The sequence below is a fragment of the Frondihabitans sp. Leaf304 genome, assembly GCF_001423105.1.
GTDB lineage: Bacteria > Actinomycetota > Actinomycetes > Actinomycetales > Microbacteriaceae > Frondihabitans.
Genome location: NZ_LMNV01000002.1, coordinates 1,652,472 through 1,669,007 on the forward strand (window position 1 = coordinate 1,652,472; position 16,536 = coordinate 1,669,007).

Annotated in this window: 13 protein-coding genes; 6 read left to right on the top strand and 7 right to left on the bottom strand. The window is 68.5% G+C overall.

The genetic code is table 11. The annotated features are described in order from the left end of the window. Positions 1 to 62 precede the first annotated feature (62 nt). Together ASF54_RS07380 and ASF54_RS07385 are read right to left on the bottom strand one after the other, a co-directional pair. A complete protein-coding gene (locus ASF54_RS07380) occupies positions 63 to 992 on the bottom strand; it encodes a carbohydrate ABC transporter permease (protein WP_055960504.1) in 930 nt (309 codons plus the stop codon). Further along, positions 989 to 3,022: a beta-galactosidase gene (locus ASF54_RS07385; protein ID WP_055960506.1), complete on the bottom strand. Its 2,034-nt coding sequence runs from the start codon at positions 3,020 to 3,022 to the stop codon at positions 989 to 991. The genes ASF54_RS07380 and ASF54_RS07385 overlap by 4 nt, the downstream gene beginning before the upstream one ends. Positions 3,023 to 3,265: 243 nt before the next feature. Here ASF54_RS07385 and ASF54_RS07390 point away from each other — a divergent pair, with 243 nt between their 5' ends. Together ASF54_RS07390 and ASF54_RS07395 are read left to right on the top strand one after the other, a co-directional pair. Next, positions 3,266 to 4,288: a LacI family DNA-binding transcriptional regulator gene (locus tag ASF54_RS07390; RefSeq protein ID WP_055960508.1), complete on the top strand. Its 1,023-nt coding sequence runs from the start codon at positions 3,266 to 3,268 to the stop codon at positions 4,286 to 4,288. A gap of 7 nt (positions 4,289 to 4,295) precedes the next feature. Next, positions 4,296 to 5,474 (top strand): ROK family protein, encoded by a 1,179-nt coding sequence (locus ASF54_RS07395; protein ID WP_055960510.1) that lies wholly within the window; start codon positions 4,296 to 4,298, stop codon positions 5,472 to 5,474. A 51-nt stretch (positions 5,475 to 5,525) separates the two neighbouring features. Here the strand turns inward: ASF54_RS07395 and ASF54_RS07400 are convergent, their stop codons facing one another. Further along, positions 5,526 to 5,924: a MerR family transcriptional regulator gene (locus tag ASF54_RS07400; protein WP_055960512.1), complete on the bottom strand. Its 399-nt coding sequence runs from the start codon at positions 5,922 to 5,924 to the stop codon at positions 5,526 to 5,528. 126 nt (positions 5,925 to 6,050) lie between these two features. Between ASF54_RS07400 and ASF54_RS07405 the strand changes: the two genes are divergently transcribed. The 4 genes from ASF54_RS07405 (at position 6,051) to ASF54_RS07420 (ending at position 10,760) form a co-directional block, all read left to right on the top strand. Next, complete coding sequence (locus ASF54_RS07405; protein ID WP_055960514.1) at positions 6,051 to 6,773, top strand: SDR family oxidoreductase; 723 nt, start codon at positions 6,051 to 6,053, stop codon at positions 6,771 to 6,773. Positions 6,774 to 6,968: 195 nt separating this feature from the next. Further along, positions 6,969 to 8,162, top strand: a complete 1,194-nt coding sequence (gene xylA, locus ASF54_RS07410) for a xylose isomerase (protein ID WP_055960516.1) — start codon at positions 6,969 to 6,971, stop codon at positions 8,160 to 8,162. 9 nt (positions 8,163 to 8,171) lie between these two features. Then, positions 8,172 to 9,647 carry a xylulokinase gene (xylB, locus tag ASF54_RS07415; RefSeq protein ID WP_055960518.1) on the top strand — a complete coding sequence of 492 codons (1,476 nt, stop codon included), beginning with the start codon at positions 8,172 to 8,174 and terminating at the stop codon, positions 9,645 to 9,647. Between the two features lie 117 nt (positions 9,648 to 9,764). Beyond that, positions 9,765 to 10,760, top strand: coding sequence for an acetylxylan esterase (locus tag ASF54_RS07420; protein ID WP_055960520.1), 996 nt, complete (start codon positions 9,765 to 9,767; stop codon positions 10,758 to 10,760). Positions 10,761 to 10,777: 17 nt separating this feature from the next. On the opposite strand, the gene ASF54_RS07425 is transcribed toward ASF54_RS07420, so the two are convergent. The 4 genes from ASF54_RS07425 to ASF54_RS07440 are packed head-to-tail and all read right to left on the bottom strand — an operon-like array spanning position 10,778 to position 16,450. After that, entirely contained in the window at positions 10,778 to 13,252 is a 2,475-nt protein-coding gene (locus ASF54_RS07425) for a glycoside hydrolase family 3 N-terminal domain-containing protein (protein ID WP_084816019.1), read from the bottom strand. Then, entirely contained in the window at positions 13,249 to 14,121 is an 873-nt protein-coding gene (locus tag ASF54_RS07430) for a carbohydrate ABC transporter permease (RefSeq protein ID WP_055960522.1), read from the bottom strand. Before ASF54_RS07430 ends, ASF54_RS07425 begins: the two co-directional genes overlap by 4 nt. Then, on the bottom strand, positions 14,118 to 15,137 hold the full coding sequence (locus ASF54_RS07435; RefSeq protein ID WP_055960524.1) for a carbohydrate ABC transporter permease: 1,020 nt from the start codon (positions 15,135 to 15,137) through the stop codon (positions 14,118 to 14,120). Before ASF54_RS07435 ends, ASF54_RS07430 begins: the two co-directional genes overlap by 4 nt. An 8-nt stretch (positions 15,138 to 15,145) precedes the next feature. Next, complete coding sequence (locus ASF54_RS07440; RefSeq protein ID WP_055960526.1) at positions 15,146 to 16,450, bottom strand: ABC transporter substrate-binding protein; 1,305 nt, start codon at positions 16,448 to 16,450, stop codon at positions 15,146 to 15,148. Positions 16,451 to 16,536: the final 86 nt, after the last annotated feature.

A 16,536-nucleotide genomic window follows, 5' to 3' on the forward strand; every position in this document is an offset into this window, starting at 1 on the left:
TTTGGGAGCACGGGTGGTCTTGTCGTCGAAGGTCTCGGCCGGACGAAGGGGTGCGTCGACGCTCACTGGTCGGCCTTCCGCTGGGTCAACCGGAGGAACCCGATCGACAGGATGAATGTGGCGACGGCGAGCACGACGCTGAAGGCCGCCGCGAGGTTGAAGTTCGGCACCGACGAGGTCGAGTACACGAGCATGTTCGGGGTGAAGGTCGACGAGATGCTCGACGTGAACTGGCGGAAGACGAGCGGCTCGGTGAGCAGCTGCAGCGTGCCGATGACCGAGAAGACGGCCGTCAGGATGATCGCGGGAACAACCAGCGGGATCTTGATCGCGATGGCGATCCGGAACTGCGACGCCCCGTCGAGGCGGGCCGCCTCGTAGATCTCGGTCGGGATCGCGAGGAGCGACGAGTAGATGATCAGCATGTTGTAGCCGACGTAGACCCAGGTGACGACGTTGGCGATCGCCCAGAGGATCGTGCCGCCGCCGAGCAGGTCGACGTTGCCGGTGACGAACTTGAACGGAGACAGACTCGGCGAGTAGAGGTAGCCCCACATGATCGCGGCGATGACGCCGGGCACGGCGTACGGCGCGAAGAACGCGAGCCGGAAGAAGCGCTTGCCGCGGAGGAGCGGCGAATCGAGCAGGAGCGCGAAGAGCAGCGCGAGGGCCAGCATGACCGGCACCTGCACGATTCCGAAGGCCAGCACCCGAAGGATCGATGACCAGAACACGCTGTCCTGAAAGACGAGGACGTACTGGCTGAGCCCGCCGAAGACCTGCGTCGGGGCGCCGAACGTGCCCTGCCGCTGGATCTTGAGCAGCGACTGGTAGACCGCGTAGAGAATCGGAACGAGGTAGAAGGCGACGAACAGGACCGCGAACGGCACGACGAAGATCGCGACCGCCTTGCGGTAGCGGAACCCGCCCTTCGGCTTCGGCCCCTGGGCGTCCGCTTTCGCGGCTCGCCGTCGCGAGGTGATGACGGTCATGATGCCTTCCTGTTCTGACGAATGATGTGGGTGCCGCCCGCAGGGAGCTCGATGCGGCCCGTGAGCTCCTGCTCGGTGACGAGGTCGTAGCCCTCGTGGTCGTGGGTGACGGCCGTGTCGCCGTGGTTGAGCACGAAGACCCACTCCTGGTCGGCCGAGACGCGGCGGACGACCTCGACGTCGGCGGAGGCGTCGGCGCCGGTCGGGCGGTGCACCTCGGCCCCGTCGAGAACTTTGGCCACGACGGATTCGAGAGCCGAAGGATCCAAGACGGTCGACACGTACCATGCGCTCCCCCGGCCCCGTCGGTTGCGCGTGACCGCGGCCCGTCCGGCAAAGCGTCCCGTCTCGTAGAGGGAGACCGGCTCTGCCCCCTCGAGCTCGAGGGGCTCCGACCACATCGATCCCGTCGCCCCGTCGGAGATCGCGACCGTGTCGCCCTGGTCGAGGGGCGAGAACTCGTCGGTGCGCACGCCGAGCAGGCGGCGGAACGCGCCGGGATAGCCGCCCGTCCGCACCGAGTCGGTCTCGTCGACGATGCCGCTGAAGAAGGTCACGAGCGCCGAGCCGCCGGCCTCGACGAACTCCTCGATCACGATCGCGTGCTCGTCGCGCACGAGGTAGAGGCTCGGCACCACGACGACCGAGTAGCCGTCGAGGGAGGCGCCCGGGGCGACGACGTCAACGGTCACGCCGAGATTCCAGAGGGCGGCGTAGAGGCGGTGCACCTGCTCGATGTACGAGAAGTCGGAGGTGGGGTGCGCTTCGAGGTCGGCCGCCCACCAGTTCTCCCAGCTGAAGACGAAGGCGACGTCGGCGACGACCCGCGAGCCACGGAGCTCGCCGAGTCGGGAGACGAGCGCGCCCAGCGCGACCGACTCGTTCCAGACGCGCGACGAGGTGCCGGCGTGCGGCAGGAGTGCGGAGTGGAACTTCTCGGTGCCCTTGACCGAGGCGCGCCACTGGAAGAAGCAGACCCCGTCGGCGCCGCGGGCCACGTGGGCCGACGTGTTGCGGACCATCTCGCCCGGCCCCTTGGTCAGGTTGCGCGGCTGCCAGTTGACGGCGCTCGTGGAGTGCTCCATCAGAATCCACGGCGCGCCCGCCGCGAGGCCCCGGGTCGTGTCGGCCGCGAACGAGAGCTCGACGTGCGGGCGGGCCAGACGGTGGTCGAGGTAGTGGTCGTTCGCGATGACGGCCATGTCGTCGACCCACGACCAGTAGTCCTGGTTCTTGATGTGGGCGGCGACCATGAAGTTCGTGGTGACCGGGATCGAGCTCGTGCGGCGGATGACCTCGGCCTCGGCGCGGTAGTGGGCCAGGAGCTCGTCGGAGCTGAAGCGATGGAAGTCGATCGTCTGCATCGGGTTGATGAACGAGAGGGTCGCCCGCGGCGGCTGGATCTCGGCGAACGACGAGTAGCGCTGGCTCCAGAAGGCCGTTCCCCACGCCGTGTTCAGCGCCTCGACGTCGCCGTAGCGGTCTTCGAGCCAGACGCGGAACGCCGCGGCCGAGCTGTCGCAGTAGCAGAGCGAGTTGTGGCAGCCGAGCTCGTTCGACACGTGCCAGAGGCGAACGGCGGGGTGCTCGCCGTAGCGCTCGGCAGTCGCGTGGACGAGCTCGAGCGCGAGTTCGCGGAAGACGGGTGAGCTGGGGCAGTAGGCCTGTCGGCCGCCCGGCCAGCGCGTGGTGCCGTCGGCGGCCTGCGGGAGCACCTCGGGGTGCCTCGTGGTGACCCACGGCGGCGGTGACGAGGTGCCGGTGCCGAGGTTGACGCCGATCCCGTTGGCGTGAAGGAGGTCGATGATCGTGTCGAGGTCGTCGAAGCGGAACTCTCCGGGAGCAGGCTGGATGTGCGACCAGCCGAAGATGTTGATGGCCACGAGGTTGACCCCGGCTTCGCGCATCAGGGCGACGTCGTCGATCCAGGTCTCGGGCGACCACTGCTCCGGGTTGTAGTCGCATCCGAAGACGAGACCGGAGAGCCCGAGACCGAGTGCGGTCGTCTGCGGGTGGGTCTGGGTCAGCACGGGGTCCTCGGCTTCGTCGACGGGCGCTCCCCCTCGTCGATCGGCCGGTCGGCCCCCTCGACTGTGAAGGTTCACACACATGGTTCTGTGATCGTTCCCAGATTGCACCGAATCGAAGATCCGAAGTTTTTCTGGGAACGTTCACAGAGTAAAGCCCACTCTCGCCGATTTGTCAAAAAATCGGTCGTGCCCTCGGGCGGAACAAGGCCCGCGCCCGGCGAATCCCTCCAGTAGGGTGACCACATGGCCGGTCGAAATGCAGGGGGACGACGCGCCACCATTCACGATGTGGCCGCCGAGGCGGGTATCTCGCGCGGTACCGTCTCCCGGGTTCTCAACGATGAGCCCTACGTCTCGGCGACCGCCCGGCAGGCCGTCGAGGCGGCTGTCGCCAAAGTCGGCTACGTGCGCAACGCGGCGGCGCGGAACCTCGTCACCCAGAGATCGCGGGCCGTCGCCCTCATCGTGCACGAGCCGCACTCGCTCGTGCTCGAGGATCCCAACATCGGCAACATCCTGATCGGCACGAACGCCGTGCTCTCGCAGGCCGACCACCAGCTCGTCACCCTGATGATCGACTCGCAGCGCGACAGCGACCGCGTCGTCGAGTACCTTCGCGGCGGTTTCGTCGACGGCGCCATCATCCTGTCTGCGCGCACGGGCGACCCCATCTCGGATGCGATCGCCGAGATGCACCTGCCCGCCTCGTTCGTCGGGCACCCGCCCGACGCCCCCGACATCCCCTACATCGGAATCGACAACAAATCGGCGGCCGAGGCCATCGTCCGCCGCCTCGTGGCGACCGGGCGCCGCCGCATCGGCATGCTCGCCTCCGGGCTCGATCGCGACTCGGGGCAAGACCGCCTGATGGGCTTCGCCACGGCCCTGGGCGACGCCTACGACCCGCGACTCGTCGTCCGCCACCCGTTCTACAGCTACGCGGCCGGGGCCGAGGGCATGGCAGAGCTGCTCGACATCGACCCGAGCATCGACGGGGTCTTCGCCGCCTCCGACGCCGTGGCGGCCGGAGCTATGGACGTGCTCCAGCGCCGCGGAATCTCGATCCCCCGCGAGCTCGGCATCATCGGTTTCGACGACAGCTCGTGGGCGGTGCGCTGCACCCCCGCGCTCTCGACCGTCCGCCAGCCGGCCGAGGCCCTCGGGCGCCGCGCGGCCCAGCAGGTCCTCGACCAGCTCTCCGGCACCGTCGACTTCGAGCGTGACCTCATCCTGCCGACCGAGGTGGTCTGGCGCGAGAGCGCGTGACCGGCCGATGACAGAGCACGCGAAACCTCTGAGGCGCGACGATCCGGGTCGGTCTCGCAACCTGTCTCGGATCCTGAGCAGGATCCACGTCACGCCGACCAGCCGAAGCGATCTGACGAGGCTGACCGGGCTCAACCGCTCCACCGTCGGCGCCCTCGTCACCGAGCTGACCGAGCGCGGTCTCGCCGTCGAAGACGACAGCCGCGCCGCGGGCCAGGTCGGTCGACCGAGCCTGATCGCCCGTCCGAGCGACCGCACCGTGGCCCTCGCCGCGAACCCCGAGATCGACGCCATCACCATCGGCGCGGTGCTGCTCGGCGGACGCGTGCTGACGCGCCGGCGGATCGAGCTGGCACGCATCCCCGACGTCGACCGGGCGGTCACCCTGATCGGCTCTGCGGTGGGCGAGCTTCGCGCCTCCCTCGAGCCGGCGCACGAGGTCGTCGGGCTGGGTCTGGCGATTCCCGGCATCGTGCGGACGAGCGACGCCCACGTGCGATTCGCTCCGCATCTCGGCTGGCGCGATGCTCCGCTCGGGTCGCTCCTCGCCCACGCGACCGGGCTGCCCGTGCACGCGGCTAATGACGCCGCTCTCGGCGCCCGCGCCGAATGGACCTTCGGCGCCGGCCGCGACACCGACAACCTCGTCTACGTCAACGGCGGATCGAGCGGCATCGGCGGCGGGATCATCTCTGGCGGAGCTCCGCTTGGAGGCCGCAACGGTCATGCTGGCGAGATCGGCCACCTCTCGGTGCGCCCCGCCGGCAGCATCGACAGCGCCGGGCTCACCGGCACGCTCGAATCCGAGGTGCGTCGAAGTGACCTGCTGCGCGTGCTCGGTCTCACCGCGGCCAATCCGGACGAACTCGAGAGGGCCTTGCTCGCGGCGGTGTCCGCCGAGGCATCGCCGGCGAACGAGGTGCGGGCCGAGGTCGAGCGGCAGATCGACGCGCTGGCGATCGCGCTCGGCAGCGCCGTCAACCTGCTCGACCCCGAACGGATCGTGCTCGGCGGGTTCCTCGGCAGTCTTGCGGCAGTCGACCTACCGAGGATCCGGGCCGGCGTCGCGCGTCACTCCCTTCCGGCCGTCGACCCCGTGGCGATCGCCCGCTCGCAGCTCGGATCCGACCTCCTGCTGATCGGTGCGGCCGAGCTGCCGTTCGCGGCGCTGTTCGACTCGCTGTAGGAGCCCGACCGGACGCGCCCAAGCCCACGATTGGCCCAGCCGGTCTCCCGGTCAGCGCTGCAGGTGCATCTCAGCGACCGGCTCACGGAGCGCCGGGCAGTGCTCGGGAGTCGGGAAGTGCGCGATCTCGATCATCCGATCGAGAGCGTCACGGGCGTCGGCGAGCGCCGCCATCGACTCGGTGATGCGCGCACGCTCGTCTGCCAGAAGCGCGAAGACCTCGGGCGACGACGTGCCCGTGTCGACGCACGGCAGCAGCTGGGCGATGGTGCGGCTCGGCAGCCCCGCCGAGAAGAACTGCTGAATGAGCTGCACCCGCTCGACGGCGGCTTCGGAGTAGACGCGTTGGCCCGCGGCCGTCCGCTCGGAATGCAGGAGGCCCTGCTCTTCGTAGTAGCGGAGAGCTCGAGCGCTGACGCCGGAGCGATGAGCGACATCGCCAATTCGCATTGCAGGACCTTTCGAGAAAACTTGATGCGGCAAACACTTGCCCTTGACGTCAACGTCACCTTTTAGCGTAGTTCGTGCCGGCTCGCATTCGAGCCGATTCGCACCAGCTCGCAACGAAGGAACCTCATGAACATCACCGGACAGACCGCCCTCGTCACCGGAGCCAACCGTGGCATCGGACGCCAGTTCATCCTCGAACTCCTCGACCAGGGTGCGGCTAAGGTCTACGCGGCTAGCCGCCGCCCCGAGACGATCGACTTCGACGACGACCGCGTCGTCCCGCTCCGCGTCGATCTCCTCGATCGAAAGTCCATCGCGGCCGCGGCCGCCGCAGCCCCCGACGTGACCCTTCTCGTGAACAACGCCGGGATCTCCACCTCCACGCCGGTCATCACCGGCGACCTCGACGACATCCACCGCGAGCTGGACACCCACTTCTGGGGCACCCTCCACGTGACCCGAGCCTTCGCACCGATCCTCGCGGCGAACGGCGGCGGGGCGGTCGTGAACATCCTGTCGGCGCTTTCGTGGTTCTCCTACCCCGGCAACGGCGCCTACGCCGCCGCCAAAGCAGCCGAATGGAACATGACGAACGCCATCAGGCAAGAACTTTCCGCCCAGGGCACGCTCGTCCAGGGCGTGCACCTCGGTGCCGCGGCGACCGACATCATGGCCGGCTACGAAGGGCCCATGATCGACCCGCGCGACGTGCCGCGCGCCTCGCTCGCAGGGCTCACATCCGGCGCGATCGAAGTGGTCGTTGACGACTGGAGCGCCATGGTGAAGGCGTCGCTCGGAGGAGACCCCGCGGCGTTCTACGCCCAGCTCGAGGCAAACCTGCCCGGCTGATCGCGGTGGGCCGGATCCTGCTCGCCAGGACCAGTTCGCGCTTCGCGGACCGTTTCACGCATCGCTTACCGTCGCGTCGGTGAGCGACGCGTGAAACGGTCCGCAAAGCAAACCTCGGCAGGCCAGCCGCTTGCGCGCGAGGGGGATCCAACGTAGTTTGTTGGACGCCCCAACAAATCTCACGAAGGTGACCCCATGGCAACGACGCCCACTCGCTCCGACAAGTTCTCCTTTGGTCTCTGGACCATCGGCTACAACGGCTCAGACCCGTTCGGCGGCCCCACCAGGCCCCCGCTCGACGTCGTCGAGGCGGTCGAAAAGCTCGACTCGCTCGGCGCCTACGGCCTCACCTTCCACGACGACGACCTCTTCGCGTTCGGCTCGACCGACGCCGAGCGTCAGACCGAAATCGACCGCCTCAAGGGCGCTCTCGCCTCGACGGGCATCGTCGTGCCGATGGTCACCACCAACCTCTTCAGCGCGCCCGTCTTCAAAGACGGCGGCTTCACTTCGAACGACCGCGACGTGCGCCGCTTCGCACTCCGCAAGGTGCTCCGCAACGTCGACCTCGCCGCCGAGCTCGGTGCCGAGACCTTCGTCATGTGGGGTGGCCGCGAGGGCGCCGAGTACGACGCCGCAAAAGACGTCCAGGCCGCTCTCGAGCGCTACCGCGAGGCCGTCAACCTCCTCGCCCAGTACACCGAAGACAAGGGCTACGGCATCAAGTTCGCCATCGAGCCGAAGCCGAACGAGCCCCGCGGCGACATCCTGCTGCCGACCCTCGGCCACGCGATCGCGTTCATCGACACCCTGGAGAAGCCCGAGCTGTTCGGCGTCAACCCCGAGGTCGGCCACGAGCAGATGGCGGGCCTGAACTTCACGGCCGGCATCGCCCAGGCGCTCTACTCCGGCAAGCTCTTCCACATCGACCTCAACGGCCAGCGCGGCATCAAGTACGACCAAGACCTCGTCTTCGGTCACGGCGACCTGCAGAACGCGTTCTCGCTCGTCGACCTGCTCGAGAACGGCGGCCCCGGCGGGGTCCCGGCCTACACCGGCCCGCGCCACTTCGACTACAAGCCGAGCCGCACCGAAGACATCACCGGCGTGTGGGATTCGGCCGCTGCCAACATGCGCATGTACCTGCTGCTCAAGGAGCGCGCGGCGGCATTCCGCGCCGACCCCGAGGTGCAGCAGGCTCTCGCCGCCGCCAAGGTCGACGAGCTGCGCACGCCCACGCTGAACCAGGGCGAGACCTACGACCAGCTCCTCGCCGACACCTCGGCTTACGAGTCGTTCGACGCCGACGGCTACTTCGGCGCCAAGGGCTTCGGCTTCGTCCGCCTGCAGCAGCTGGCGATCGAGCACCTCATGGGCGCCCGGGGCTAGGCACAGCAGATGGCACAGCTGGTGGCGGGGGTCGATTCGTCGACGCAGAGCTGCAAAGTACTGATCGTCGACCCCGCCACCGGCGAGATCGTCCGCCAGGGGCGCGCCGCCCACCCCGACGGCACCGAGGTGGCGCCCTCCGAGTGGTGGCGCGCCCTCGGCGAGGCTCTCGATGGCGCCGGTGGCCTCGCCGACGTCGGCGCGATCTCGATCGGCGGTCAGCAGCACGGGCTCGTGGCTCTCGACGCCACAGGCCACGTGGTGCGCGACGCGCTCCTCTGGAACGACACCCGAAGCGCCCAGGCGGCCGCCGATCTCACTACCGAGGTCGGAGCCACCGACTTCGCCTCCCGCACCGGCCTGGTTCCGGTGGCGAGCTTCACGATCACGAAGCTCCGCTGGCTCCGTGACGCCGAGCCCGACAACGCGGCGCGAGTCGCCGCCGTCGCACTCCCCCACGACTGGCTCTCCTGGCGCCTCCGCGGCTACGGCCCGGAGGGCGAGTCGCCACTCGGCCCCGACCTCGACGCACTAGCGACCGATCGGTCGGATGCGAGTGGCACCGGCTACTTCGACCCCACCACCGACGAATACGACAGCGGCCTGTTCGAGCTCGCATTCGGGAGACCCCTTCGGGTCGCAGGATCCGACGGTGCCCCGGCAGCGGTCGTCGTGCCCCGCGTCACCCGCCACGATCGGCAACTCGGTGCGCTCGATCGAGACGTCACCGTGGGATCCTCGTCTCTCGCCCCCGAGGGGCTCCGCGTCGGCGCGGGCGCCGGCGACAACGCGGCCGCGGCCCTCGGCCTGCAGCTCGGCGCCGGTGACATCGCCGTGTCGCTCGGCACCTCGGGCACGGTCTTCGGCGTGAGCGAGACAGCGACCTCCGACGAGACCGGCACGGTTGCCGGATTCGCCGACGCGACGACCGCTCGGCTTCCGATCGTCACGACTCTCAATGCCGCCCGGGTGCTCGACGTCTTCGCCGGAGCGCTCGAGGTCGACTATGACGAGCTCGGCACCCTGGCGTTGCACGCGCCTCCGGGCAGCGACGGCCTCGTGCTCGTGCCGTACTTCGTCGGCGAGCGCACTCCGAACCGCCCTGAGGCGACCGCATCGCTGACCGGCATGACGCCGACGACCATGTCGCGCCCGCACCTGGCGCGCGCCGCGATCGAGGGCATGCTGTGCAGCCTCGCCGACGGCCTCGCCGCGATCGAGTCAACCGGCACGACCGTCGAACGGCTGTTTCTGATCGGCGGTGCAGCGCAGAATCCGGCGGTGCGCGCGATCGCGGCGCAGGTGTTCGGGCGCGACATCACCGTGCCCGAGGCCGGCGAATACGTGGCTCTCGGGGCTGCGGTGCAGGCGGCCTGGCTCCTCACCGGCAGTCGTCCGACCTGGGAGCTGGCCAGCGTGGTGATCGCCGCAGATCCGCACCCCGGTGTGCTGGAGAGCTACCGCGCCGCTGCTTCCCTTTCCTGAGTTCGTCTGGTCGCGAAACTCCAGTAGTTGCGGGTCTGATGTCCGGGGACCCGCAACTTCTGGAGTCTCGATATTCCACCGCGAGACCCCCTGCATCCGAGAACGGACCACACCGACGTGCCCCTGACAGACCTCCCCCTCGATCAGCTCCGCGCTTACCGACCCGACGTCCGCGAACCCGCCGACTTCGAGGCGTTCTGGCGAGAGACCATCGCCGAAGCGCGCTCCGCGGCCGCCGCCTCCGGCGCGACCGCGACGCTCCGCCCGGCCGACACCCCGGTGACCGAGCTGATTGTCGAAGACCTGACGTTTCCGGGCTTCGGCGCCGAACCGATCCGCGCCTGGGTCACACGGCCCCGCCGCCCTGAGGGCACAAAACTGCCGACCGTCGTCGAATTCAACGGCTACAACGGCGGCCGCGGGCTCCCGACCGAGCACACGGCCTGGGCGCTAGCCGGCTTCGCGCATGTGTTCATGGACACGCGCGGGCAGGGCAGCGGCTGGGGCACCGGCGGCGATACCCCCGATCCGCACGGGTCGGGGGCGCAGGTCGCCGGGTGGATGACGAGCGGGATCGCGGATCCTCGTGACCATTACTACCGGCGCGTCTACACCGACGCGCTCCGTCTGCTCGATGCCGTCGAGACGTTCGACTTCGTCGACCCCGACCGCATCGCGACGACCGGGGGAAGCCAGGGCGGCGGCATCGCGATCGCCGGGACCGCGCTCCGCGAGATGCACGGCGGCTCCGTCATCGCGACCCTGCCCGACGTGGCGTTCCTCTGCGACTGGGAGAACGGCGCGGCCGTTGCCCTCAGCGACCCGTACCAGGAGCTCGTCCGCTACCTGTCCGTGCATCGCGATCACGCCGAGATGGTGTGGACCACAGCCAGTTACCTCGACGGCGTCAACTTCGCGAAGCGCCTCAGCGCCCCCGCGCTGTTCTCGGTCGCGCTGATGGACGAGATCGTTCCGCCCCGCACGACCTTCGCCGCGTACAACGCCCTCGCCTCGACCGATAAGACGATCGAAGTGTTCCCGTACAACGGCCACGAGGGCGGAGCAGGCCACCACTGGCTGACGCAGGTGGCCTATCTCCGCTCCCGGCTCTGATGAGCTCGCGACTCTGACTAGCCCTGTCGCTCGACCGTCCAGGTCACGATCCGAGGATCCGCGGCGGTCACCTCGTGCACGTCGCCCGAGATCGAGAGGCGGGCGCGTTCCGTAGCCAGCCCGGCGATCTCGGTGGCGGCGACCCTGCGCTCGTTCACGATCACTCCGCCCGTCGTCTCGTCCACCGCGTCAGCAGCGCCGCCGAGCGTCTCGGTCGCCTCGGCGTGCGAACCCACCCAGATCTCGTTGTCTCCCGGCTCGACGACGCGCACGAGGCGCCGATCGCTGAAGGCGAAGCGCGCTGTCGGCACGGTGAAGACGACTCGCGCCGACTCCCCCGCGGCGAGGTCAACCCGGGCGTAGGCGAGCAGCTGCACGACGGGCCGCGTCACGGTGCCCCGCAGGTCGCGGCCGTAGAGCTGCACGATGTCGGTGCCCGCCTGGGCGCCCGTGTTCGTCACGGTCACGGCGGCATCGAAGAGCCCGCCGGCGGGCACGCTGCCGGGCACCTCGAGGTCGGCGTAGTCGAACGAGGTGTACGACAGGCCGAAGCCGAACGGCCGCACCGGTGTCGAGTCGGCGGAGGTCACGTCGGATGCGCCGCCGAGCGGCGGGTGCAGGTACGTCGCCGGTTCCGCCCCGGCTGACCGCGGAAGCGAGATCGGAAGACGGCCCGACGGGTTGACCGCCCCGACGAGGACGTCGGCGAGCGCCAGCCCCCCGCCCTCCCCCGGGAAGAACGCCTGCACGACGGCCGCGGGCCGCGTTGCCGGTTCTCCGTCGAGAGCCCAGCCGATCGCGTAGGGGCGACCGGTGATCAGCACGAGCACGACGGGCGTGCCGGTGGCAACGAGGGCTTCGACGAGCTGGCGCTGCACGCCGGGCAGCTCGAGCGACTCGACGTCGTTTCCTTCGCCGACGGTGCCGCGCCCGAACAGTCCCGCCTGGTCGCCGACGACCGCGACGACGACGTCGGCCTCGCGGGCCTGCGCCACAGCTTCGTCGAAGCCCGAGGTGTCGGTTCCCTCGACGTCGCAGCCGCGGGCCGACCTCACGTCGGCCTCCGAAGCCCCGGCCGCGTGAAGAGCGCCCGGAAGCGCCTCCAGCAGGGTCGGCACGTCGAACCCCAGAGGCAGGTCGGGGTGGCTGGCGAGCACGTGATTGGCGAACGAGTAGCAGCCCTGGAGCGCTTCGGCCCGGTCGGCGTTGGGGCCGACGACGGCGAGGCGAGGCGAAGCCGATAAGGTGCCACCGACGAGCGGCAGCGTTCCGTCGTTCGAGAGCAACACGATCGACTCGGCCGCCAGACGCCGGGCGAGCTCCTGATGGCGAGGCGAGTCGAGGTCGACGCCGGTCGGCGGCTGGTCGTCGTAGACGTCGGGTTCGAGGAGACCGAGCTCCTCCTTCTGCGCGAGCGCCCGGAGCACTGCCCGATCGACGTACGCCTCTTCGAAGGCACCGGAGCGAATCCGGTCGGCGAGGGGGCTGAGGTAGGCGTCGCCCGTCGGCAGTTCGACGTCGATGCCCGCCTCGAGCGCCAGGGCGGCGGCCTCGCCACGGTCGGCGGCGACTCGGTGCATGACCTCGAGGAAGGCCACGGCGAAGTAGTCGGCGACCACGACGCCGTCGAAGCCCAGGTGGTCGCGCAGGATCCTGGTCAGATAGTCGGCGTGAGCCGCCATCGGAACGCCGTCGATCTCGGCGTAGGAGTTCATCACGCTCCGGGCACCCCCGTCGCGCAGCGCCATCTCAAAGGGCGGCAGAAAGACGTCAGCGATCTCGCGCTGTCCGGCGTGGACCGGAGCGTGGTTGCGACCGGACTGCGATGCCGAGTAGCCGAGGAAGTGCTTGAGCGTCGCGTGCACGCCGCTGCTCTGGAGCCCGCGGACGTAGGCGGTCCCGACCGTGCCGACCAAGTACGGATCTTCGGCGATGCACTCGTCGACGCGACCCCAGCGGGGATCGCGGATGACGTCGAGCACCGGTGCCAGCCCCTGGTGGATGCCGAGCTCGCGCATGGACTCGCCGATGACGGCGCCGACCTGCTCGACGAGCTCGGGGTCGAACGACGCACCCCAGGCCAGAGGCGTGGGGAACGTGGCGGCCTTCCAGGCGGCCAGCCCGGTGAGGCACTCTTCGTGGACGAGAGCCGGGATGCCCAGACGCGTCTCGCGCTTGAGACGCCGCTGCTCGCCCCAGAGCCAGGCGGCGCGCTCCTCGGCGTCGACCGGTCGGGTGCCGTACACCCGGGTGTAGTGCCCGATGCCGTTGCGAGTCACCTCCGCGAGGGAGGTCGCGGGAGCCTGATCGCCCGCCATCTCACCCTGCATCGGCGCGACGACGCCGTTCTGGTCGAGCCAGTAGCCGACGATCTGGGCCAGCTTCTCTTCGAGCGTCATCGAGGCGAGGAGGTCGGCGACGCGGCTCGAGACCTCGGGCCAGGCCGGCAAGGACGCGGCTGGGACCGCGCGGAAGTGGTCGGTGGTGGTCATCCCTTCACCGCCCCGGTGAGGCCACCGACGATGCGGCGCTGGAAGATCGTGAAGAAGATCAGGGCCGGAATCATCGACAGCGACGTGAAGGCGAGCACCTTGGCGGTGTCGACCGAGTACTGCGAGGCGAAGGCCTGAACGCCGAGCGGCAGCGTGTAGCTGCCCTCGTCGTTCAAGATGAACAGCGGCAGGATGTAGCTGTTCCAGCTTCCGATGAAGGCGAGGATCCCGGTGGTCACGACCCCGGGAAGCGACAGCGGCACGATCATGCGGAAGAAGAAGCCGAGACGGCTCGCGCCGTCGATCGACGCCGCCTCTTCTAATTCGTCGGGGATGGCGCGGAGGAACGGCACCAGGATGATGACAGTCGTCGGCAGCGCGAACGCGATCTGCGGCAGGATCACGCCGGCCAGGCTGTTCGTGAGGCCGAGGTCTTTGATCAGCAGGTAGAGCGGAGTGATGGCCACCGTGATCGGGAACATGAGCCCGGCGGCAAAGAGGGCATACATCGCCCCTCGCCCGCGGAACCGGTAGCGCGCCAGGACGAAGCTCACCATCAGGCCGAGCACGACGACGCCGATGGTCGTCGCGAAACCGGCGATCGCCGAGTTGCCGAGCTGACGCCAGAAGATCGAGCTCGACAGCACGTCGACGTAGTTGCCGATCTCCCACGGCCCGGGAAGGCCCGCGGGGTTCGTCGTGATCTGAGCGTTGGTGCGGAACCCGCCGAGCACGATGTAGAGCACCGGCGCCAAACTGACGCTGATGAACAGGAGGGCGATGAAGTAGGTCGCGGGAGTGCCGCGCCCACTCGCCTTCCGTCGACCACGGGAGCGCTGTGCGCCGGCGCGGTAGGTCAGTGCGGTCATTTCTTCGGCCTTTCGGTGAGCGCGCCCGCCGTGTCACGGCTGAGCACGAACCGCTGGTAGATGAGGGCGATGGCGAGCGAGATCACGAACATGACGACGGCGACGGCGTTGCCGAAGCCGTAGTTGCCCGAGTTGCGACCGTTCGCGACCATGTAGGTCGCCATCGTGGAGGTACCCGCCGTCGAGGCGATGTACTGGCCCCAGATGATGTAGACGAGGTCGAAGAGCTGCAGTGAGCCGATCACCGACAGGAAGGCCCAGATGCGGATTGTCGGCCCGAGCAGCGGGAGCGTGATGCTCCGCTGGATCTGCCAGTAGGTCGCCCCGTCGATCGCGGCGGCCTCGGAGAGCTCTTCGGGAATGCTCTGCAGCCCGGCGAGGAAGAGGATGACGGCGAAGCCGATGTACTTCCACGAGATGATCACCAGGAGGCTCCAGATGGCGATCTTCGGGTCGGAGAGCCAGTCGCTCTTGAGCGCACCGAGCCCGATGTCGGCGAGCAGGTCGTTGACGGCCCCGTTCGTCTGGAGCATCAGGCTCCAGCCGGTGCCGACGATGACCTCCGAGATCACGTACGGAACGAAGATGAGCACGCGGATCAGCCCGCGACCGCGGATCTTCTGGTTCAGCAGGAGAGCCAACACGATGGCGACCGGACCCTGCACGATCAGCGACAGAACCACGATGAAGCCGTTATGCGACAGCACCTCGTGGAACGCGCTGTCGCTGAAGATGATTTTGTAGTTGTCGAGGCCCACGAAGTCGGTCGGCGGCCCGTAGCCCTGCCATTTGTAGAAACCGTAGAAGGCGGCCATGCCGACCGGAACGATCACGAAGGCGACGAAGACGACGATGGCCGGGCCGGAGAGGACTGCGATCTCGAAGCGCTGGCGCCAGTCGGCCGCCTTCCGCGCCCCGCGCCTCCCGGCGGGGAGCGGCGCGCGTCGCGCTCCGCTCCCCGCCGTCGTCGCCTCGGCCGAGCTGGCCGGGGACGGTGTCTTGACGGTGGTGTTCATAGTGGGAGCTATCCCTTGGCCGCAGCCTGGTTGGTGTTGTCGATGATGTCCGACACCGAACCCTGACCGGCGAGCAGATCGACGACGCCGGTGTTCAGGGCGTTGCCGACGTTCTGGCCGTAGAGGGTGTCGAGGTACTGCGACACGTAGGGCGCCTTCGTGTAGGCCGCGAGAACCGACTTCAGGTAGGGCTCGGTGATGACCGACTGGGCGTCTTTGTTCACCGGAATCGTGCTGAACGCCTTGTAGTAGGCCTCCTGCGCGTCCTTGGTGACGATGTAGTTCAAGAACTCGGCGCAGGGGCCCTTGGGGGCCTTCGTCGCGCACGAGAACCCATCGAGACCACCCATGAGGGCCGCCGGGTCGCCCTGACCACCCGAGATCGTCGGGAACGGGAAGAAGCCGAGGTCGGAGAGAGGCTTCTGATCGGGCGTCAGCGACGAGATGACTCCGGGATCCCACGAACCCATGAGTTCCATCGCGGCCTTGTGGTTTGCCACGAGGCCGGCAGAGCTGCCCGCACCCTGCTGCGCAGCGGTGGTCAGGAAGCCGTCGTTGAAAGGCTTGGTGTCGTTGAAGGCCTTGACGTCGTCACCCGCCTTGGTCCAGCACTCGTCGTCGAACTTCAGCGACTTGGCCGTCGCGTTCAGGGTGTCTTCGCTGCATTCGCGAAGGGCGAAGTTGTAGTACCAGTGCGCGGCGGGCCAGGCGTCTTTGGCGCCGACGGCGACCGGAGCGACGCCCGAGGCCTTGAGCTTCGTGATGTCGTCGTTCAACTCGTCGAGGGTGGTCGGAGTGTCGGTGATTCCCGCTGCCTTGAAGAGGTCTTTGCTGTACCAGATGCCCTCGGGAAGCACGTCGACCGGCATCGCGTAGGTCTTGCCGTCGACCTCGTAGCCCTTGAAGGTTCCGGCACTGACGGCCGCCTTGGTAGCCGAGTCGATGGATCCTGAGATGTCTTGGATCTGACCGGCCTGGATCATCGCGTTCATCTTGCCGCCGCCGCGCTGGAGGAAGATGTCGGGCCCGCCACCCGAGTTGAGGGCGGTCTGCAGCTTGCCGTCGAGGTCTTCGTTCTGAATGGCCTGGACGTTGATGGTGATCTTCGGGTGCGACGCCTCGAAATCTTTGACCGTCTTCTCCCAGTAGGCCTTGCCGGGCCCGGTGGTCGAGTTGTGCCAGAAGGTCATCGTGACGTTGCCGTTTGCGTCGCCCGAGCCACCGGCTCCGGACGAGCAGGCGGTGGCGAGTAGTGCTGTTCCGAGAGCGAGTCCGATCGCGCTCGCAACCCTGATTCGGTTTTTCCTCGTCATTGCGGAAGCTCCTTGGTGGTCGTCGTTGACTGGCGGCTTCGAGTGCCGCCGAAAGGAGGATGCCACTTTCGCGACGAGCTTGTCAA